We start from the raw sequence: 18,566 nt of genomic DNA, 5'->3' as shown, positions 1-18,566 counted from the left end.
CGCCTGATTCCAGGCTGTTGACGGGATGTCAACATGTGTTTGCTGGACGCTTACGGAGATTCGGCCGCTGGGCCACGTAGCAGATACAGCGCGCCACATCATCAGCGCTTAGGCGAACGCCCAGGAATTGAATGCCGAGCAATCTCGGAAGGCGCCTCCAACTGGCGTCCTGCATCGGCAGCTTCCACCAGTGCGGAGCGTTTGGCAGCCACCTCGGCACCGCGTTTTCGGTCGGCGCCAACACGCTTGGGGCTATTGGGCCAAGCCAACACAGCGGTTTCTGCCCTGTGCCTTTGCCAAGTACAGATTCTGATCTGCTCGCTCCAAAAAATCAGTCAGTGACTCTCCGGATAGCCGACTGGCAAGGCCGGCAGAAAAGCTCAAGCGCAAGACCTCGACCCGCTTTGAGTAGCATTGTGAGAGAACATGCTCACGCAAACGCTCAATCGCGGCAAACCCGCCGGAGTCCTGATCCGACTCTGGAAGCAGAACCAAAAATTCCTCTCCACCCCACCTACAGATCACGTCTGTTTCCCGAAGCACACGCTGGGCGGCCTGAGCAAAGCCAATCAGCGCCTCATCGCCGACCTCATGTCCGTGGCTATCGTTGATCCGCTTGAAATGGTCTAGGTCGATCAAGGCCACGCTGAAGCCCCTGCCAGATTGGTCATGGCGCAGACACTCGGCCTGAAGGACTTGCTGCATGTGTTGCCGGTTGAAGAGTCCCGTCAATACATCGCGGGACATGCGGTAGCGAACTTCATCAGTTGCCCGAGCCAGTTGCACGCGCTCAGAACGAAGCTGTTCTCGGATCACACCAAAACCAAGTGACTTATCCGTGATGAGCCAGAGAATGAAAATGGTCATTGACACTTGCAAAAACTGCTTTCTAAATTCAAAGGCCGGAGCGCCAAAGACCCCCATCAGTATCAATGCAGTGGCGAGTATTCCAATGGCAACCCGACCCGCAATCCGCGCCTCGCTCGGACGCAGACCCACAAAGCCAAACATGAGCGACAGACACAGCACTTGCAATGCGGGTGACCGAATATCAGGGATCAACACATACGCTACCAGGGCCATGCAATTGGCGCCCAGGATCTGAGGCAACACGAGCGCAGGTCTTGGAAACTTTGCACTTACGCCACTGCGGATCAAGGTATAGGGCAAGACGGCTTGGACTACGATGGCGCCAGCGAATGCCCACCCCGCTGCTGGCGTTAGCACGCCATTTGGAATCGCATACAGCAGGTCCATGGCAAGCCACGCCACATACGCCGGCACGGCCACCAGACACATTGACACCCGATTGCGCATGCGCTCCGTTCGCCCCTTAATGAGGCGAGACAGCCAGGCACTAAATCTCTGCGATTCAACTTCTGTTGGCTGGGCATTTGGCCCGTAGTGCGGCAATGTTCTTATTGCCGTAGCCATCGATGGGTCAACCTCAACACCTTGGGTCGCAGTTGATTTGGCGCCATGCAACTCAAATGGCCTTGGCTGCAGGGTGGTACCCGGCTCTATTCGATCACGGCCCCCTACCTTAGCTCGATAGAGTGCAGCGTCGGCTGCAAACAGGGTACTTTGTATAGCAGCGGTCGGCGCATGTCGGGAGACGCCACCTGAGCAAGTTACTTTCAAGCCCGGCCGATATTGTTCCCATGCAAATTCCGCCACGCTCACGCGCAGCGAGTCCAGCAACATGCAGGCTTCAGGCTCCGAGGTTTCAGGCATGATGAACAAAAATTCTTCCCCACCCCATCGCCCCACACTGTGGGGTGATTCTTTGAAGAAGTCCTGAGCTATATAGGCAAACTTCCGGAGTACCAGATCGCCCACGCCATGCCCAAAGCTGTCGTTGACGCGTTTGAAGAGATCGATGTCCAGCATACCCACGGAGAAGCCAAGGCCGGACCTGGCACACCGGAGTTGCTCTTGGTCCAGCAACTGTTGCATGTGCCTGCGGTTATAAAGACCTGTCAACCCGTCTCGAATAGACAACTCGCTGAGTTGCTCCAGCGTCTGGGCCATTCTGGTGCTTTGTTTCCGCTGGCGCCAACTCAGGGCACGGTCAGCCTTGAAGATAGCGATCAGGATTGGCACAGTCATCGCAGACAGAAGCACATAGACCAACTCGTCTGCTAGCTTGACTGATTTGGCATCTAAGCACCACCGAAATACCAGCCCAGCAACCGGTAGCAGCACGGCCAGAGCTGCGGCGAGCATCAGTTGCCCAGAACGAAGACGGCGTATGTCCAATACGATGATCAAACACAGCCACTGCAACGCAACAGACCGTGCCACATCAAGCAGGATATAGGCTACCGCAACCGAACTTATCTTGAGCAGTACCTGCGGCAGGACAGGATCAGAACCATGTGCCTTTAATACTAGATAAAGGCCGACCAAACCGGCGACGTTGTATGCGGTCCACCCGAGAACCTGCTGCCACTCCGCAAGCCCCAATGGAACCGCTACACAAAAAAAGAGCGTTGCGAAACCGTAGCCTGACAAACTCGCCAAAAGGTGATTGGCTACGCCTTCAGTTTGGACACGGTCCCGCCCGTGGGCTTCTGCGGCCGCAGCAGCTACGCGGCGTTTAGCCTCCGCAGGCTCGGCAGTTGAAGATTGGTATAAAGGCATGTGTGAAAAGAGACACGAACCAATATGCAGTTCATCATCATTTCGACCAGATTGCCGAAATCTTGACCCTGTCAGCGTGGGCAAATGCGGGAATAAAACAGGTTCTGCTTGAGCCGCAGCGCATCGAGCTCGAGCTACCGCTCCGGCATTGACCAAATACCCGATGCGCTTGCTAAACCTCGGTGTCCGACTGTAAGCCGGCCCGTACGTTTGGCTATCTCATGCAACAATCCTTATCGAGTAGATAAATTCGTCATTTTTCGGTCGGCCTAAAAATACAGGATTGAGGTGAACTGCGGACCAACGTTGGGATCCAGTGGACCTTAGTTTTCCCAGCATCGCCTACGAAACTGCTGCTGAAGCTTATCTCGCCTAGTTCAGACACTTGCTGATTCTGACATTGAAGCACTCGAACATGCCGTAGTTTTTTAGGTGATGTAGCAGGGGGCGGCAGTGCTCAAGGTTGCGAATTTTGCAGCGTGCACCCTGGTGGCCACCCAAAGTGCCCTACAACAGGATGGCCGCCAGGCGCCGCCAGGTCTGCTGCTCTCATCCCGGCGCGGAATGCACGCTTGCTTGGACGCTCTGCTTTTGCGCGCCATCCATCCCACTGGTGAGCTGGATCTGCCTCAGCCAAACGATACGTCATTTGGTCATGTGACCTTGCCCCCGAAAAACGTATCCCTTGCTGAGTGGTTCAATCGAAGCAAGGAGAACGGAAATGACGAAAGCAAAGGCAACATCGACGAGGGCGCGGTACACGCTGGAATTCAAGCGAGAGGCCGTTCGGCTAGTCGAGGGCGGCCAGAGCATTGCGGCGGTAGCGCAGAGCCCTGGGGTGGTGTCACAGACCCAGTTCAACTGGGTCAAGGCGCAGCGCCAAGGCAAGCTCACTGGCGCTGACAGCAAGCCTGTGAGCGCCGAGCAGATGGAGATCAGCCGCCTGCGTGCCGAGCTGGCTCGGGTGACGAGAGCAGCGGTATCTTGACTTTGAAAAGCCAAGCTGCATCAGGGCTTCATTGAAGTGTTCACAATCTCCATCAGCGAGCTCATCTAGGAGGTCACCGCTGATGCGAGCACATACTTGGCGGAGGGCAGCGGCTATAACACCCCGATCGCGTTCGTCTGGGACGATGCGGCTCGCACCGAAGAGCACTCCGAGTTGCGCCAAGGCCTGCTGCGCATCCGTGGCGTGGCCGACGCCATCGTTCTACCCAGGCCCGCATGCATGGATCGGTCGATCCCCGTACGGGGCTGAAGACGCAACGGCGGGTTGACATCAGATGTGCGTCCCCGCGAGTTCAATTTGGCGTTCAGCTACATCTACCCGCCACCGTGTTCGGCCGCTGGTCTTGACACAGCCGATCGGGTGATAGAGTTGTATCGGACCTGACGAAGTGGTGACAGCCGAACCACGAGCAAGCGCAATTCGTCCCATTACATCCCACATGTAGTAGGTGGAAATTGGAGGATGTGGCCATCAAGCAAAGGGCAGGGGCGTTGTGTGGCGCGGGCTGTAGCCAGATTTACATGTGATGATCGACCACATGTGACCTGGCTTTACCGCGTCTCATGACGCGTTTGAGTTGACATGAAGCCCTTGATTTTCCTCGTGAATTCAAGGGCTTTTGTTTTGACTGGCATGTGCTCATATTGCCTCCCTGTTCACCGAATTTTCTTTTGTTTGAGTCATGCTTTTATTGCAAATGCGAACTATTCGCATTAATATGCAAGCGAAGACCAGTGCTCTATCAAAGGAGAAAAGATGCTTCAGGATGTCCTGCGTGCAGAGAATCTTTGTGCGCCATCGGGCGGCGCCACAAGCGTGCGGCGCCGCCATGCAACCGGGCGCATCATCGCCGCCGCATGCGCCTTGACCTTGCCAGCCTTGCGCGTGAAGGCCACGCCCGGAATGAGGATTGTGGCCGTGGGCGGTGCGATCACAGAGACGCTGTTCGCCCTGGGTGCCACAGCGGATGTGGTGGGGGTGGACACCACATCCAGCTATCCCGCAGAGGTGAGAAAGTTGCCCAATGTGGGCTACATGCGGACCTTGTCTGCGGAAGGGGTGTTTGCCTTGTCGCCAACACACCTGATCGTCACGGAGGATGCCGGTCCTCCTGCCGTGTTGCGCCAATTGATCGATGCGGGCGTGAAGATCCACACGTTGAGCGCGGGAAACAGGTACGAAGGCGTTCTGGAACGCACGGCCAGCATCGCTGGTCTCATTGGCCATCAGGCAAGAGCGCAAGCCTTGCTGGCAGGCCTCAAGCGTGATTGGCTTGCATCGACTGAACAGGTAAAGGCGCTTCGCGCGATGAACGAGCGTCGCCTGGGAGGGCGCACTTTGAGCGTGATGTTCGTCATGTCTCACTCGCTCAGCCAGGTGCTGGTGGCGGGGGACGACACCGCTGCCGACAGCATGTTGAGCTACATCGGCGCGGTCAACCCATTGAAGCGCCAATTCAAAGGGCTCAAGGCCTTGAGCAGCGAGTCGGCCATGGTGGCGGCCCCCGATGTGATTTTGGTGACGCAGCAAGGCTTGCAGGCGGCGGGCGGCGTCGCCGGGGTGCTGCGACTGCCTGGGTTGGCCGATACACCAGCAGGACGCGCCCGCCGAGTGGTGGCGATGGACGCACCTTTGTTGCTGGGCTTCGGTCCCCGCCTGCCCTTGGCCGTGCGGCAACTGGCCGAGCAGTGCGCAAACGCCCTGGCCCACCCCGTCCTGGGCACCATGGCGGGCAAGGTTGGCGCGACGTGAGCGCCACCGCTGTGATGTCCAAGCAGGCCTCCTTGACGGGGCCTTCGGTTGAGGAGGCGAGCAGCGTCTGGTCACGCACGCCTCGCATGGCCATGGCGATCGTGATGGTGGGGCTGCTGTGCACCGCCATCGTGGCGAGCACCAAAGGTGCGGTTCAGGCGAGCCTGGATGACTGGCAAGCTGGATTGAATTGGCTGGGGGCCTTGGGCGCCGAACCATTGTCGGGGGCTGGCCATGTGCTCTGGCAGATTCGCATGCCCCGCATCTTGCTGGCCATGCTGATCGGTGCTTCCCTGGCCTTGGCCGGGGGGCTGGCGCAGGGCTTGTTTCGCAATCCCTTGGCGGACCCTGGGTTGTTGGGTGTCAGCAGCGGGGCGGCCTGCGCCACCGCTTTGTCATTGGTGTTTTTCAGCAGCATGGCATCGGTGCCAATGCCCGTTGAATGGCGACCCTATCTGACGCCTTTGGCCGCGTTTGTCGGCGCTTTGACGGTGTGCCTGGTGCTGGACAGTCTGGCTCGTTGGTTGACGCCGGGATCCATCGCCGGTTTGCTGTTGACGGGGCTGGCCATCAATGCCGTGGCTGGTGCCGTCATCGGCCTGGCAACCTACATGGCCAATGACGAGCAACTGCGAAGCCTGTCGTTCTGGACACTGGGTTCCGTGGCCGGAGCGAGTTGGACTGCTGTGGGCCTGCTGGCGGCGATTTTGTTGCCCGTCATTGGATTGGCGCGGCATTTGGCTCGGCCGCTCAACGCCTTGGCACTCGGAGAGGCCGCGGCCAATCATGTGGGCATTGACCTGCATGCGCTGAGGCTCAAGACCGTGGTGCTGGTGGCATTGTCTTGTGGCGCAGCAGTGGCCTGGTGCGGCATGATCGGATTCATCGGCCTGCTCGCGCCTCACCTGGCCAGAACCTGGACGGGGCCCGATCACCGGACGATGCTGCCCCTGGCCATGGGGATCGGGGCGTGGCTGCTGCTGATGGCCGACACCCTTGCACGCACGCTCGCCATACCGGCCGAAATTCCGGTGGGGATTTTCACCGCGCTGTTGGGTGGGCCTCTGCTGATCGTCATGCTGCACAGCATGTCCAAGCGTCAGGGGCATGCCGTATGAAGCGAACATTTGTCTCTCAGCTGTTTCAAAGCTTTCGCCGCGATGACCCGGCAATTCAGGTGGCGCCGCAAACCCCATGGCTGTGCGTGCAGTCTGCAATGATCAGGCCCTCTGGCTCCAGGTTGCATCACGGGCCCTACGATCTCTCGCTCGACCAGGGAGAGCGCGTGGCCATCCTGGGCCCCAGCGGGGCGGGCAAAAGCACCTTGCTCAAACTGATTGCTGGCGACCTTGCCCCCAGCTCAGGGCATGTCTGGCTGGGTGGCGATCGGCTGCATGAGCTGGATCGGCAGACCCTGTCGACCACGCGCGCGGTCTTGCCTCAAGGCCATGCGGTGGCCTTCGGTTTGGACGTGGCGCTGGTGGTGGCCTTGGGCCGCTCCGCAAGGCTTCAGGATCCAAACCTGCATGCCATCGTGTGGCAATCATTGGCTCTGGCACGGGCATCGCATCTGCGAAGCAGGCGATTCGACACGCTTTCTGGTGGCGAGCAGGCCCGCGTACAACTGGCGCGGGTGTTCGCGCAATTGTGGGATCGGGAGGGTGGTCTGGTGCTGCTGGATGAGCCCTTGGCTGCCCTCGACCCGGGCCTGCAGTTTGACCTGATGGATGCCATTCATGCGTTTGCAACAGAGCGGCAGCATGCCGTGATCGCCGTGGTTCATGACATCAACCAGGCTTTTGGCAGCTTTGATCGCCTGTGGCTGGTGCGGGATGGCAAGTTGTTTGCTGACACCCCGGTCGGCCCGGATGCCATTGGGCCGCTGGGCGATTTGTATGGCATCGGCCTTCAAGTGGTGAACGATGGATTGGGAGGGCTCGCCGTGGTCGCCAATCGCCGACACGGCTGGGTTGAGCAAAAGGGCGTGAGGGCAGCATGAGCGCCCAGCACTTGGAACCACACGGCACCGCCGTGACCATGCGCCTTGCCCCACAGCCCGTGGCGCGGTCCAGTTCATGAACTTCACTGAGGATGCACCTATGTTCAAGATCACCACACAGATCGCGACCGATGTCGCGCCGAGCTATCTCTACAAGTTATGCAAGCATTTCGCCAAAAAAATCCCGGCAACGTGGGCTGATGACCACCTCTCCGGAATGGCCAGCTTTGAATGGGGCACCACGATTTTTCGCGCGGCTGTCGAAGGGCTGCACATCGAATGCATCTCGCCAGACCATGCCTCGCTCGAACGTCTGTCCAATGTGGTCGGGCAGCACGTTGAACTGCTGACGCGCAAGAACCCCGCGCCGATTGTGTGGTCGGGCGCGGAGCCAAGCCACGGTGCTGCCTGAGCGATGTCATCGTGCATCCAAGGTCGCGCCACCGTCTACCCGCAAGTCATGCATGGTGATGTGACGCGCCGAGTCAGAGGCCAGGAAGCAGACCGCTTGTGCAATGTCGTCCGCATCGGCGATGCGTTGCAAGGGAATCCCGAGCCGGTGCTGGGAGAGATCACCCGCGATCACCCGGTCGGCACTGTCTGCCGAGTCCCACAGGGCGCGTTGCATGGGGGTGTCGGTGGACCCGGGGGACACCACGTTGCAGCGGACCCCATGAGGCGCCAACTCCAGCCCCAGGCATTTTGTGAATTGAGCGCTGGCCGCCTTGGACGCCGCGTAGGCGCCCATCTGCAGGCGCGGGGTTGCTGCCGCATTGGACCCCACGGTCACAATGCAGCCGCTCTGTTGTGAACGCATCTGCTTGGCCACGGCGGTGGACACCTGAAACACGCCCAAGGTGTTGACCTTGAATGTGTCCTCCCATGCTTGTGGTGACATGTCGAGCAGCGATCCGGTGTGAAGAATGCCAGCCGCGTTGACCAGGATGTCGATGCGAGAAAAGTGAGTCAGGGCCTCATCCAGCGCCTGGTGGACGGACGCCTGGCTTCCAACATCCACCACGGTTGGATGAACGACATGTCCCGCCTCGGCCAGCCTCATGGCTTGCTGACTGAGCCCCGGAGCATGGATGTCCCACAGGACCAATGTGGCGCCTTCGTGCGCCAGTTGCCTTGCAATCGCCAAGCCGATGCCTTGCGCGGCGCCGGTCACCAGCGCGATTTTCGATTCAAAGCGCTGCATGCATCAAGTCTTTCTTATCGTTGCCCAGAGAATTGGCTGCGCTCAATCGTTTAGCCAGAGCCGTGCCGATTTGTGACAGGGGCTTGGGTTGGCTCATGCCGTTGTGGTCGCTGTCGATGTTGACGATGTCGATGCGGCCTTTCACAAGATCGCGCCATCCGTGCTCCAGCGGTGCGCGAGGTCCACGGATGGACGCCCGGAAGTACAGCAAAGGCCCTGACACTGGCGCGTGATCGGCGGTTCGATACAAGCCCATTCCATGCAGGGCGTTGTCGATCAGGCGCTGGTGAGTGCGCTGGTCCATCAAGGCCAGTGGGCTGCCGGGGCGGCGCAGGAGCTGACGCATTTCATCGGCGCTCAGGGCTTTGCCGTCTTGGGTTTGGGCAGAAGCACCGATCACGTCCAGGAGCGCCTCCAGGGCATCTTTTTCACCTGCTTCAGGCTTGTCATGCCAGATGCTTGCCGGGTAGGAATCCATCATGGCCAGCAGTGAGACCGATTCACCTTCACTTTGCAACATAGAGGCCATGGCATGGGCAATGCCCCCACCCGACGACCAGCCCAGCAGGGCATAGGGACCGTGAGGCCGAATCTGCCGCACCAGTGCAACATAGTGCTGGATCAGATCATGAAAGGTTTCAGGCCGATGGCCGGTGATGCCGGGAGATTGAATGCCCCAAATTTCAATGCCAAGCAGATGCCTGCACAGGCCAAAGTAGCACCATGAGAGTCCCTCTGCCGGATGGACACACAGCAGCAATGGGGCTGTGTGCGAGGCTGCGCGTTGTATGCACAACAAAGGCTGAAGCTCTTGCCCTGAGCCGAGATTGGGCGGGTGGTGGGCCACTGGCTGACTCAGTGCCTGCGCGAACGCCGCGACGGTGGGGTGTGCGAACAGCATCGACACCGGGACTTCTCGGCCCAGATGGGTGGCCAGGCGGCTGCAGGCTTGAATCGCCTGCAGTGAGGCCCCACCCAGTGCGAAGAAATCGCTGTCGGGCTGCAGAGGGACGCCGCCCAGCAAAGGCGTCCAAGTGGCTGCGATCATCGCCTCCAGTTCGGTGCATGCCCGCTGAGCTGGCGCCTGTTGCGCACGGGCAAGGTGCTCGGCCATCTGCGCCTTGAGCGCGTGGCGGTCTACCTTGTTGTTGTGGTTGAAGGGCAGTCGGGACAACGCTAGAAAATGTGTCGGTATGGCTGGCGCAGGCAAGCGCTTGCCAAGGTGCTCTCTCAGCTGAGCTTGGTTCAAGGCTGGGCTGTTGGCGCTTCGCAGCACATAAAACGCAAGCAACTGCTTTTGACCGCCATCCAAGGCATGGGCCTGCACCGACGCGGCTTGAATGTCATCATGGCTCAGCAAGGCTGACTCGATCTCGCATGGATCAATCCGGTAACCGCTGATCTTGAGTTCATCGTCGATTCGCCCCTGATAGATCAGCTGCCCAGATGCGTCAATGCTGACCAAGTCGCCTGTGCGGTATTGGTGTTCCCGAAATTTATCCGCACTGAGTGCCGGATTGCCCAGGTAGCCGTTTGCAAGGGTGGGGCCTTCGACCGACAGGTGCCAGCACTGCGCCCCAAGGCCTGCCGAGTTTGCCGTGTTCAAGGGGCGTGGCTCAGAGAGCAGAAACCGCAGCCCCGGCAAGGCGCCCCCGATCGGGATGCCCTCGCTGATGTCGACGGCTTGAGGGCCAGACAGAACGGCGGTGCTGCAGATCACGGTGGTCTCGGTTGGCCCATAGGTGTTGAGCAGGACGACGTCTTTGGGCATGTGCTCGCGCCAACTGAGCACATGGGGGAGTTGCGCCGCTTCGCCGCCAATGATCACCAGCCGGATGCAGGCTGGCCACATCGACCGCAGCACTTGATCGTCGGCCAGCGCGCGGGCCAATTCATGCCAATAGGCTGTTGGCAGATCGAGCACGGTCAGTCCATTCAGGCCGGCGTGGCGCAGCAAGTGAGCCGGAGACTCCAGCACCGCGTCATCCCGCATCACGACCGTGGCCCCGCTCATCAAGGGTAGAAACAGCTCCTCCACGCTGGCATCGAAATGCAGGGGGGCAAACTGCAGCATCCGGTCGTTTGGCTGCATGCCGTAAGTTTGCGTCGCCGCCGCCAGGAAATGGGCCAGCGCAGCGTGGCTGATCATCACCCCATTGGGCCGACCCGTCGAGCCTGAGGTGTAGATCACATAAGCGGTGTCCGACGGCGCGCGCGCCATGCCGTGCAGTTTGCCGTGCAGTTGGTCCAGCGATGGGAGTGCTGTCCCTGGGGCAGTCAAGGGCGTCTCCAGATCTGGTGTCCAGACAGGCCAGTCACCCGAGAACTGAGGTGCCAGGTCCGCATGGGTGACGATGAGGTGTGGTCGGGCATCGTCCACGATCAGTTGTCGCCGAGCTGGAGGTGTGGCAGGGTCCAGCGGGATGTAGCATGCCCCCGCCATCCACGCCCCAAGGATCAGGGCCAAGGTCTGGGTGTGGCGGGGCAGCACGATCAACACCCGGGCGTCTCGCTCCGGTAGTTTGGCGGACAAGGCGTTGGCGTGCGCGGCGGCCTGGTGCCAGAGGCTCGCGTAGCTCAGTTGCTGACGAGGGCACTGCACGGCCACATGATCACCTCGGCCTTGCGCGTGGGCAGCCAGCTGAGCGAGCACCGCACTTCCTGCAAGCGGTGGGGGCATGGGGCAGGTGAGCGCTGGCCCGGTCAAAACGTGTTGAGGCACGGTATCGTCGGCGCGCTCCAGTGCGCCAGCGCGCCAGACGGCTTGCAGTTCGCACACCAGTTCGGCGAGCTTGGCCTGTTCATAAAGGAAGGGGTTGCCTTCGACGCTGATGTGCAGCGCCATCTCGGGGTCGTGCCAAGACAAGTTGATGACGAGATCCTCCACAGGCCCCGCAGCGAGCGTGTGTGTCGATACTGCAAGTGCAGGCATGTCAGGTACTCGCTCGAAGGGCATGAGGTTGAGAACCGGCCCAAAGATCCGGCCACGCTCACCCAGCCGACGCTGCTCTTGCCGCATGTGTTCATAGCGGTAGCGCTGGTGCGGCCGGATGTCGCGCAAGTGCTTGGCCAATTGCGTGGCCAGCTGCGCCACCTGGTCGTGTGCCGTGCATTGCAGCGCAAGCGGCACGATGTTCATGTGCATGCAGGGAACCGACAAGGCGCAGGAGCCCAGCCGGTTCATCACGGGCCACCCCAAGGTGACTTGCTGCGTGCCCATCAAGTTGGTCAGAGCCTTGGCGGCCCCGGCAGCCAGCCAGGTGATCCAGTCCTGATTTTGATGCAGGGCGGCTTGTCGCCAAGCCTTGACATCATCAGCCGCAACCTTGTGCTGGGCTCGGCGCACCGAATGTGCCGTTGGCAGAGGCTGCGAGCTCGGCCACTGGGCCAGCGTGTTCGCAGCAACCCCGCTGAGCCGATGCGCCCAGAAACCTGCGGATTGTTGACGTCTTGGCGAGGCTTGGTAAGCGGTGTCTTCTGCGATCACCTCGTCAAGTGTCCAGTGCGACAAGTCGGGCAAAGCTTGCCCCCTGTGCAGCGAGACATAGCTCTGCGCCACAGCGGCCTGTAGCAGCGCGTACCCATAGCCGTCCAGCACCAGATGGTGTGCCCAGAAGCACCATGCGTACTGATCCTCTGCCACTGGCACAAAGACTTGCCGCCAGAGAGATTCGCCGACCGTTGGTGCGGCTGTCGGGCCCCTGGCACAGAGCTGTGCGCTGACATCGGGCCATGTCGGGTTCTGACCTGGCCCTTGCTCAAGCGTTTGAAGGCGAGGGCGGCAGGAACCTTCCGCCAGTGGCATGGCAGGGTATGCGGCACTCGCGGCATCCACGCCAACCATGTGCAGTGTTTGTGCATGCCGCAAAACATGGTCCACGGCTCTTTGAAAAAACTCAAGCCGCAAATCGCCCTTGAGGAGGAGTGTCTCGGCGGTCCAGTAGCTGGGGGTGTCCGGGCTCATCTGCTGGCCCATCCAGATGCCTCGTTGCGCTTGCGTCAGAGGCTTGGTTTGCTCAGGTGCCAAGGTGGTTCTCCTCCGGCGAGAGGTGGGAGGGTGCAGTGGTCAGCAAGGGCCACCACGCCTGAATGGTCGGCACCTTGGCCAGCGCGGAAAAATCGACCTGGCTACCGGCTTTTTTCCAGTGACCGATCATCGCCATCAGGCGGATCGAGTCGAGCCCCATGTCCACCAGGTTGTCATCAGCCTGCAGATCTGAGGCGGGCATTTCCATGACCTTGGCGACATCGAGCAGCAACGCCTGCTCGCTGGGGTACAGGTGCACTTCTGCTGTGGGTGCAAGGCCTTGGATCAGGGCGTCTGTTCCCGTTACCACACCACAGCGGCCCGCGACCCACTTCAGCGCCATCTCATGTTCTGCTAGCGAAAAGTCGGCCACGGCATCGGCGATCAAGAAGGGCTGGATGTCGCGCATGAAGGCATCCACACAAGTGGTCATCACGCCGATGTGCGCGTAGATGCCGCAGACGATCAATTGATCACGGCCGAGCTGCTGGAGTTGTTGCTGGAAATCGCTTTTGGCAAAGGCGCTGTAGCGCCACTTGGTCAGCACCGTGTCGTTATCCGAAGGCGTCAACTCATGCACGATGCCAGACTGTTCAGGGTCGGCCGTGATGCCCGGGCCCCACCAATCCTGCAGCAGCGCACGTTCAGTCAGCGGCTGCTCACCGGGTTGCGCGGTGTAGAACACGGGTATGCCTGCAGCATGGCAAGCCTGACGGAGGCGTTGAATGCGCATCACGAGGTCTGGCACTGGCGCCTGGGTCTGGTCGTAGAAGCCCAGAAAGTAGGCTTGCATGTCATGGATCAACAGCGCGGCACGTTGGGGGTCAGCGTGCCAGTTCACCCGGTTGGTCGGCCATGTGGCAGGCTCAGGCATGCAGTAGGTGGCTATTTTTGGGATGCTCATGGTGCGGTTGGTGGGGTGTTGTCCAGCCATTGACGGAGGGCGCGCTTGTCGATCTTGCCCACATTGGTTTTGGGCAGTTGATCCACGAACTCGTAGCGGTCGGGGTATTTGTAGATGGACAGGCCTCTGTCTTTCAGAAAGCTGACCAGTGCGCGCCGGGAGGGCCTGTCGGAGGGGCACACCAGCACGGCACAACTGCGCTCGCCAAGGTGTTGATCAGGCACCGCGACAAGCGCTGCATCGAGGACGAATGGGTGGGCCAGCAGGTGGGTTTCGACCTCTTGCGCCGGGATCTTTTCTCCTCCCCGGTTGATCTGATCCTTGGCCCTGCCTTCGACCACGATGTGCCCGCTTTCAAGCACACGCACCACATCCCCCGTGCGGTAGAAGCCGTCGGTCGAGAACGCCCGTGCGTTGTGCTCGTCGGCGCGGAAGTAGCCTCGGATCGTGTAGGGCCCCCGGGCGAGCAGGTGGCCAGGGACACCATTGGGGACGGGCACATCGTGGTCATCCACCACCAGCAACTCGTCGTCGGGCGAAATAGGGCGTCCCTGTGTCGAGATGATCGTCTCCGGCGCGTCATCTTGCCGGGTGTAGTTGACCAGGCCTTCTGCCATGCCAAAGACTTGCTGCAGGCGGCAACCCATTTCTGTGACGATGCGTTGTGCGACGTCTGGCGACAGCCGCGCGCCACCCACTTGCATCCATTGCAAGCCTCGGCCTTGTGCGCGGACTGACTCCGGTGCGTTCAACCACGCCTGGGCCAGTGGCGGGACCACGGCCGTGTGGGTCACGCCCTCTTTGGCGATCAGCGGGAAAACGGTGCCTGGGTCGCCGTGCTGACACAGCACCACGGTGCCGCCCGCGTACAGCACGCCCAGCGTGCCAGGTGAACTCAGCGGAAAGTTGTGCGCCAGCGGCAACACGGCCAGATAGACCGTGTCAGTAGAGAACTGGCAGATGTCGGCGCTGGCCCGCACGCTGTAGGCGTAGTCGTCATGTGTTCGTGGGATCAGCTTGGGCAGGCCCGTGGTGCCGCCGGACAGCTGCAAGAGCGCCAGGGTGGATGCATCGACGTGGTCGTGACTGGCTGGCACGGGTGGGTGCTCGGCCAACGACGCAAAAGAGATCGCGTCATCTCGCTCCGACCTGTTGCCCCCATGCGTTTGCACCACGATGACATGCTTGAGCGACGGTGTTTGGGCCTTGATCCGACCGAGCATGGCCACATGGTCGAACCCGTGTGGGCCGGTGTCTGCCACGATGGCCGCTGTGGCGCCCGTGTGCGCGCAGAAGTAAGCCATCTCGGCGTGCCGATGCCCTGGCAGCGCCATGACCGGTCTGGCGCCCACGCGCCACAAGGCGAAGCAGGCGGCGAGAAATTCAGCGACGTTCGGAAGTTGCAACACCACATGGTCACCTGGCTGGATGCCGAGCTGCCACAAGCCGCCAGCAAGCTGCCGAGCCCATTCATCAAGGCGCAGGTAAGACCACCGGCGCGCACCACACACCAGCGCGGTTTGGCCAGGATGCCTGAGAGCGCTGTCTGCCAGCAGTCGCCAAAGTGGTTCTCCGCGCCAGTAGCCCAGCGCTTTGTAATGGGCGGCCATGTCCGCAGGCCAGGGTGTCCAGTCGGCCTGCTGAGGCGTGGATGTCAAAAGGCTCATGCGGCCTCCTTGACCAGCGTGGACGCCATGGCACCCCACATGGTCGCCATCTTGGCCTCGGTCTCGGCCCACTCCCGTTGCGGATCGGAACCACTGACCACACCTGCACCCGCATACAAGGTGGCGTGCTGCGGGGTCACCTCGGCACAGCGTATCGTGACAGCCCACTCGCCATCGCCGCGCAGATCGGTCCACCCGACGAGCCCGGCAAAGTAAGCACGGTCAAACCCTTCGTGCTGACGGATGAAGTTCTTGGCGGCCGCATTGGGATGGCCACACACCGCGGGTGTGGGATGCAAGGCCAGCGCCAGTTCGAGCGCCGAGGCATCTTCATCCTTCAGTTCGCCCACGATGCGTGTGCCCAAATGCCACATGGTGGGCGTGGACACCAGGGTCGGGGCGGGCGGGACGATCAGCGTTCTGCAGTACGGGGCCAGTGTGTGGGCCACGGCATCGACCACATAGGCGTGCTCCCGCAGATCTTTGGCTGATTCCAGCAAGCGGGCGGCTCTGCGTTGATCTTCTAGGGCGTCGGCCGAGCGCGGTATCGAGCCTGCCAACGGATGCGAGACGACATGTCTGTCACGCTTGCGAAGCAGCAATTCGGGGCTGGCGCCCACCAAGGTCCTTGCATGACTTGGCAAGTCGCTGTCCTCCAGGTTGATCGCGTAGGTGTAGCCCATGAGATTGCGGGGCATCAGGCGCTGAACAAGCCGCGGAACATCGACCTGCGCCAACAGCTTGCGCGAACGGGAGAGCACGACCTTGTCGAGGTGACCTGCTTCGATCTGGCGCAGCGCCTTCTCGACGTTGCCACAGTACCGGGCTTGCGGCGGGAAGCTGTGACCTGAGTCTGCGTCCGGTAACTGAGTCAAGGTGGTGGTTGCGCTACCGAAAGACCTGTGAGGGGGTGCAGCCCCTGCGCCCATCACCACGCCGTCGGGTATGAACAGCCTGGGCGGGGTGTGATCGTCAAAACCGATGGCGCCGATCAGCAGTGGTTCCGCCTCTGCCTCGTTGGCGATGGTTTGAAGCAGTCGTTTCGCGTCTGAGGGCAGGACCTCTAGATTGCGGCTGTCGAGGTGGCGGTGGACCCCGCGTGTGAGCAGGCTGCAGCTTGGGGAAATGAATACGCCGTCGCCCATTCGATACAGGCGCAACAGCGCGCTTGCCGAAGGGGGGGAAATGGACCAGGTGCCTTGTGTCTGACCGTGACTCATGAGCGGCCTCCATGCCTTGAAACAGGGGTTGAAGAACTGAGGAGCTTCAAGCAGGCCAAGTCATGACATGACGGCTTGGCCTATACAGCGGGCTTGCGCTTTCAAAAGAAGAAAACTATAGTAATGCGAACGCGAATGATTCGCAATACAAAAATGTTTCAACCTGACCTGAAGTGAGGATCCTCATGTTTTCGACTGCCAAACCATCCATTCCTTTTCGCAAGGCCCGCGTTTACGGCCCTTGCTGGATGGCCTTGATGTCCAGCGCTGGTGCCTGGGCGCAAACGGCTGAAAATCAAACGCAAACCCTGGATCCCGTTGTGGTGACTGCGACCCGTGGGCAAGACACCAACACCGTCGTCAAGGCCAAGCGAATCGAGGTGGAGCAAGCCAGCAGCATTCGTGACGTCTTCAGCAAGACGCCTGAAGTGCATGTCAGCGGCGGCCAATCCGCGGCGCAGAAGCTGTACGTGCGCGGCCTGAGTGAACGCATGCTGACGGTCACCATCGACGGCGCGGCGCAACCCGAGTCTGCCTACCACCACATGGGCCAGTTGATGATCGAGCCCGAATTGCTCAAGCGTGTGGAGATTGAGGCGGGAACGGGGGCGGCCACGGCGGGGCCTGGTGCACTGGCTGGTGCGCTGAGGCTGATCACCAAAAATGCGCTGGATTTGCTCAAGCCCGGGGAGCAGGCTGGCGGCCTGCTGAAGGCCGGGTATCAAAGCGCCGCGCAAGCCACGAAATTGTCGGCCACAGCCTTTGCTCGACTTGGCACGCAAGGCGACATCTTGTTCAGCGGTACCACGTTGCAGGGGCAGTCTTACAAGGATGGGCGAGGCGACGAGGTCCCCAACAGCGGCAGTGATGCCCAGGATGTGTTCATCAAGGCTGGATGGCGGCCGGGTGAGCACCAGCGAGTCGAACTTTCGCACGAACAACGAGAAGAAGAGGGTTTATGGAACGTGCGCACCAACTTGCTGCCTGCGGCGTTCAATGCACCCACGCGTGAACGGACGAAGCGTACTTCTACAGCGCTTCACTACAAATACGTACCTGGTAATGAATGGATCGACTTGGCTGCAACCGTCTTCGTGAACGACAACCGCGCCCAAGTGGGACTGGAGACGGCACAGCCTGACAAGCTGGGCACCCGCAGCCATGGCATCAACATCAGCAACACCTCCGTGCTGGCCGGTAGGCACCGCCTGACCTATGGACTCAATCATCGCAGCGACACGGGTTATGCCGATGTGGATACTGGCCCGATGCCAGATGAGGCCGCGCGGGTGACAGGCGTTTTTGTGGAGGATCAGATCGACCTCAGCACCATGTGGCAGTTGACGCTGGGAACGCGCTATGACCACTACGCCTACACCGACATCAAGTCACAGCAATATGAATCCAGCGGTGCATCACCCAGCGCGTCGCTGGCATTCAAGCCCACTGATGCGTGGACGCTGCGGGCCACTCAATCCCGTGCACTGCGGGGTGTCGGCATTGTCGAGCCCTTCCTGAAGCAATACCAGGACAACGCAGCTCAGATATCCCCTGAAAAGGCACGCAACTCCGAACTCAGTGCGGCCTGGGTGTCGGGTGGCTGGCAGCTCGTTGGCAGTGTCTTTCGTCAGCGCATCTCGAACTTCATCGGCTATGACGATGTGCGCATGAACATGGGCGATGTGATCACCCGAGGCTTCAACGCCAGCGCAGGCTACAAAGCTCCCTTGTGGTCAGCCAGCGTGGGGGTGTCTCAAGCCAAGCCATCGGTCAATGGTGTGCCCTTGTCGCAAGACGATTCGTTGCTGCTGGGTAACTCGGATGGCAGAACCTGGGTGGCGCAGCTTGACCATCAACTGCCTGCAATGCACCTGAAGCTGGGGTGGACGGGTCGTCTGGTCGAGAAACTGAGCTACGTGCCTGAGGGCAGTGACCCGCGTGCGGGCTACACCGTTCACGACGTGTATGCGCAATGGCAACCAACGGGCACGGATGACGTCACCTTGACGTTCACCGTCAAGAACTTGTTTGACAAGTTCTATCACGAACAGTCCAGCTTTGGTTACCACCCGCGCTGGGGTGCGGTTGCAGGTTTCCCTGAGCCTGGGCGAGACATTCGCGTGTCGGCCGCCTGGCGCTTCTAA

11 protein-coding genes and 2 pseudogenes are annotated in these 18,566 nt (G+C 60.7%); 7 read left to right on the top strand and 6 right to left on the bottom strand.

The window, feature by feature from the left end:
- Nucleotides 1-252: 252 nt before the first annotated feature.
- Nucleotides 253-2,727: a GGDEF domain-containing protein gene (locus PSV38_RS19965; RefSeq protein ID WP_300550630.1), complete on the bottom strand. Its 2,475-nt coding sequence runs from the start codon at nt 2,725-2,727 to the stop codon at nt 253-255.
- A gap of 637 nt (nt 2,728-3,364) precedes the next feature.
- Between PSV38_RS19965 and PSV38_RS19960 the strand changes: the two are divergent.
- The 6 genes and pseudogenes from PSV38_RS19960 to PSV38_RS19940 all read left to right on the top strand — a co-directional run.
- Nucleotides 3,365-3,610 (top strand): annotated as a pseudogene (locus PSV38_RS19960) (transposase); the annotation flags it as partial.
- A 102-nt stretch (nt 3,611-3,712) separates the two neighbouring features.
- Nucleotides 3,713-3,901, top strand: a pseudogene (locus tag PSV38_RS20490) (hypothetical protein); the annotation flags it as partial.
- Nucleotides 3,902-4,408: 507 nt separating this feature from the next.
- The gene (locus PSV38_RS19955; protein ID WP_300550628.1) at nt 4,409-5,404 is read left to right on the top strand and encodes an ABC transporter substrate-binding protein; all 996 of its coding nucleotides are present in this window, start codon (nt 4,409-4,411) and stop codon (nt 5,402-5,404) included.
- Nucleotides 5,401-6,522: an iron ABC transporter permease gene (locus PSV38_RS19950; protein WP_300550626.1), complete on the top strand. Its 1,122-nt coding sequence runs from the start codon at nt 5,401-5,403 to the stop codon at nt 6,520-6,522. The genes PSV38_RS19955 and PSV38_RS19950 overlap by 4 nt, the downstream gene beginning before the upstream one ends.
- A 98-nt stretch (nt 6,523-6,620) precedes the next feature.
- A complete protein-coding gene (locus tag PSV38_RS19945) occupies nt 6,621-7,403 on the top strand; it encodes an ATP-binding cassette domain-containing protein (protein WP_300550625.1) in 783 nt (260 codons plus the stop codon).
- A gap of 100 nt (nt 7,404-7,503) precedes the next feature.
- Nucleotides 7,504-7,815: a DUF2218 domain-containing protein gene (locus tag PSV38_RS19940; RefSeq protein ID WP_300550623.1), complete on the top strand. Its 312-nt coding sequence runs from the start codon at nt 7,504-7,506 to the stop codon at nt 7,813-7,815.
- Between the two features lie 6 nt (nt 7,816-7,821).
- Here the strand turns inward: PSV38_RS19940 and PSV38_RS19935 are convergent, their stop codons facing one another.
- Genes PSV38_RS19935 through PSV38_RS19915 form a run of 5 tightly spaced genes read right to left on the bottom strand, consistent with a single transcriptional unit; the run spans nt 7,822 to nt 16,077 of the window.
- On the bottom strand, nt 7,822-8,604 hold the full coding sequence (locus PSV38_RS19935; RefSeq protein ID WP_300550622.1) for a 2,3-dihydro-2,3-dihydroxybenzoate dehydrogenase: 783 nt from the start codon (nt 8,602-8,604) through the stop codon (nt 7,822-7,824).
- Nucleotides 8,591-12,631 carry an amino acid adenylation domain-containing protein gene (locus PSV38_RS19930; RefSeq protein ID WP_300550621.1) on the bottom strand — a complete coding sequence of 1,347 codons (4,041 nt, stop codon included), beginning with the start codon at nt 12,629-12,631 and terminating at the stop codon, nt 8,591-8,593. Before PSV38_RS19930 ends, PSV38_RS19935 begins: the two co-directional genes overlap by 14 nt.
- Complete coding sequence (locus PSV38_RS19925; RefSeq protein WP_300550619.1) at nt 12,621-13,535, bottom strand: isochorismatase family protein; 915 nt, start codon at nt 13,533-13,535, stop codon at nt 12,621-12,623. The genes PSV38_RS19930 and PSV38_RS19925 overlap by 11 nt, the downstream gene beginning before the upstream one ends.
- On the bottom strand, nt 13,532-15,202 hold the full coding sequence (locus PSV38_RS19920; protein WP_300550617.1) for an AMP-binding protein: 1,671 nt from the start codon (nt 15,200-15,202) through the stop codon (nt 13,532-13,534). Before PSV38_RS19920 ends, PSV38_RS19925 begins: the two co-directional genes overlap by 4 nt.
- On the bottom strand, nt 15,199-16,077 hold the full coding sequence (locus PSV38_RS19915) for an isochorismate synthase (protein ID WP_300550616.1): 879 nt from the start codon (nt 16,075-16,077) through the stop codon (nt 15,199-15,201). Before PSV38_RS19915 ends, PSV38_RS19920 begins: the two co-directional genes overlap by 4 nt.
- Before the next feature lie 530 nt (nt 16,078-16,607).
- Here PSV38_RS19915 and PSV38_RS19910 point away from each other — a divergent pair.
- A complete protein-coding gene (locus tag PSV38_RS19910; protein ID WP_300550614.1) occupies nt 16,608-18,566 on the top strand; it encodes a TonB-dependent receptor in 1,959 nt (652 codons plus the stop codon).

This window comes from Aquabacterium sp. (assembly GCF_029946005.1).
GTDB lineage: Bacteria > Pseudomonadota > Gammaproteobacteria > Burkholderiales > Burkholderiaceae_C > Aquabacterium.
Note: the sequence above shows the minus strand (reverse complement) of the source record. Positions and strands in the feature narration are given on the sequence as shown.

Coding starts and splice junctions, on each gene's coding strand:
- PSV38_RS19955 (WP_300550628.1), top strand. CDS start 4,409: ATGCTTCAGGATGTCCTGCGTGCAGAGAATCTTTGTGCGCCATCGGGC.
- PSV38_RS19945 (WP_300550625.1), top strand. CDS start 6,621: ATGATCAGGCCCTCTGGCTCCAGGTTGCATCACGGGCCCTACGATCTC.
- PSV38_RS19940 (WP_300550623.1), top strand. CDS start 7,504: ATGTTCAAGATCACCACACAGATCGCGACCGATGTCGCGCCGAGCTAT.
- PSV38_RS19935 (WP_300550622.1), bottom strand. CDS start 8,604: ATGCAGCGCTTTGAATCGAAAATCGCGCTGGTGACCGGCGCCGCGCAA.
- PSV38_RS19925 (WP_300550619.1), bottom strand. CDS start 13,535: ATGAGCATCCCAAAAATAGCCACCTACTGCATGCCTGAGCCTGCCACA.
- PSV38_RS19920 (WP_300550617.1), bottom strand. CDS start 15,202: ATGAGCCTTTTGACATCCACGCCTCAGCAGGCCGACTGGACACCCTGG.
- PSV38_RS19910 (WP_300550614.1), top strand. CDS start 16,608: ATGTTTTCGACTGCCAAACCATCCATTCCTTTTCGCAAGGCCCGCGTT.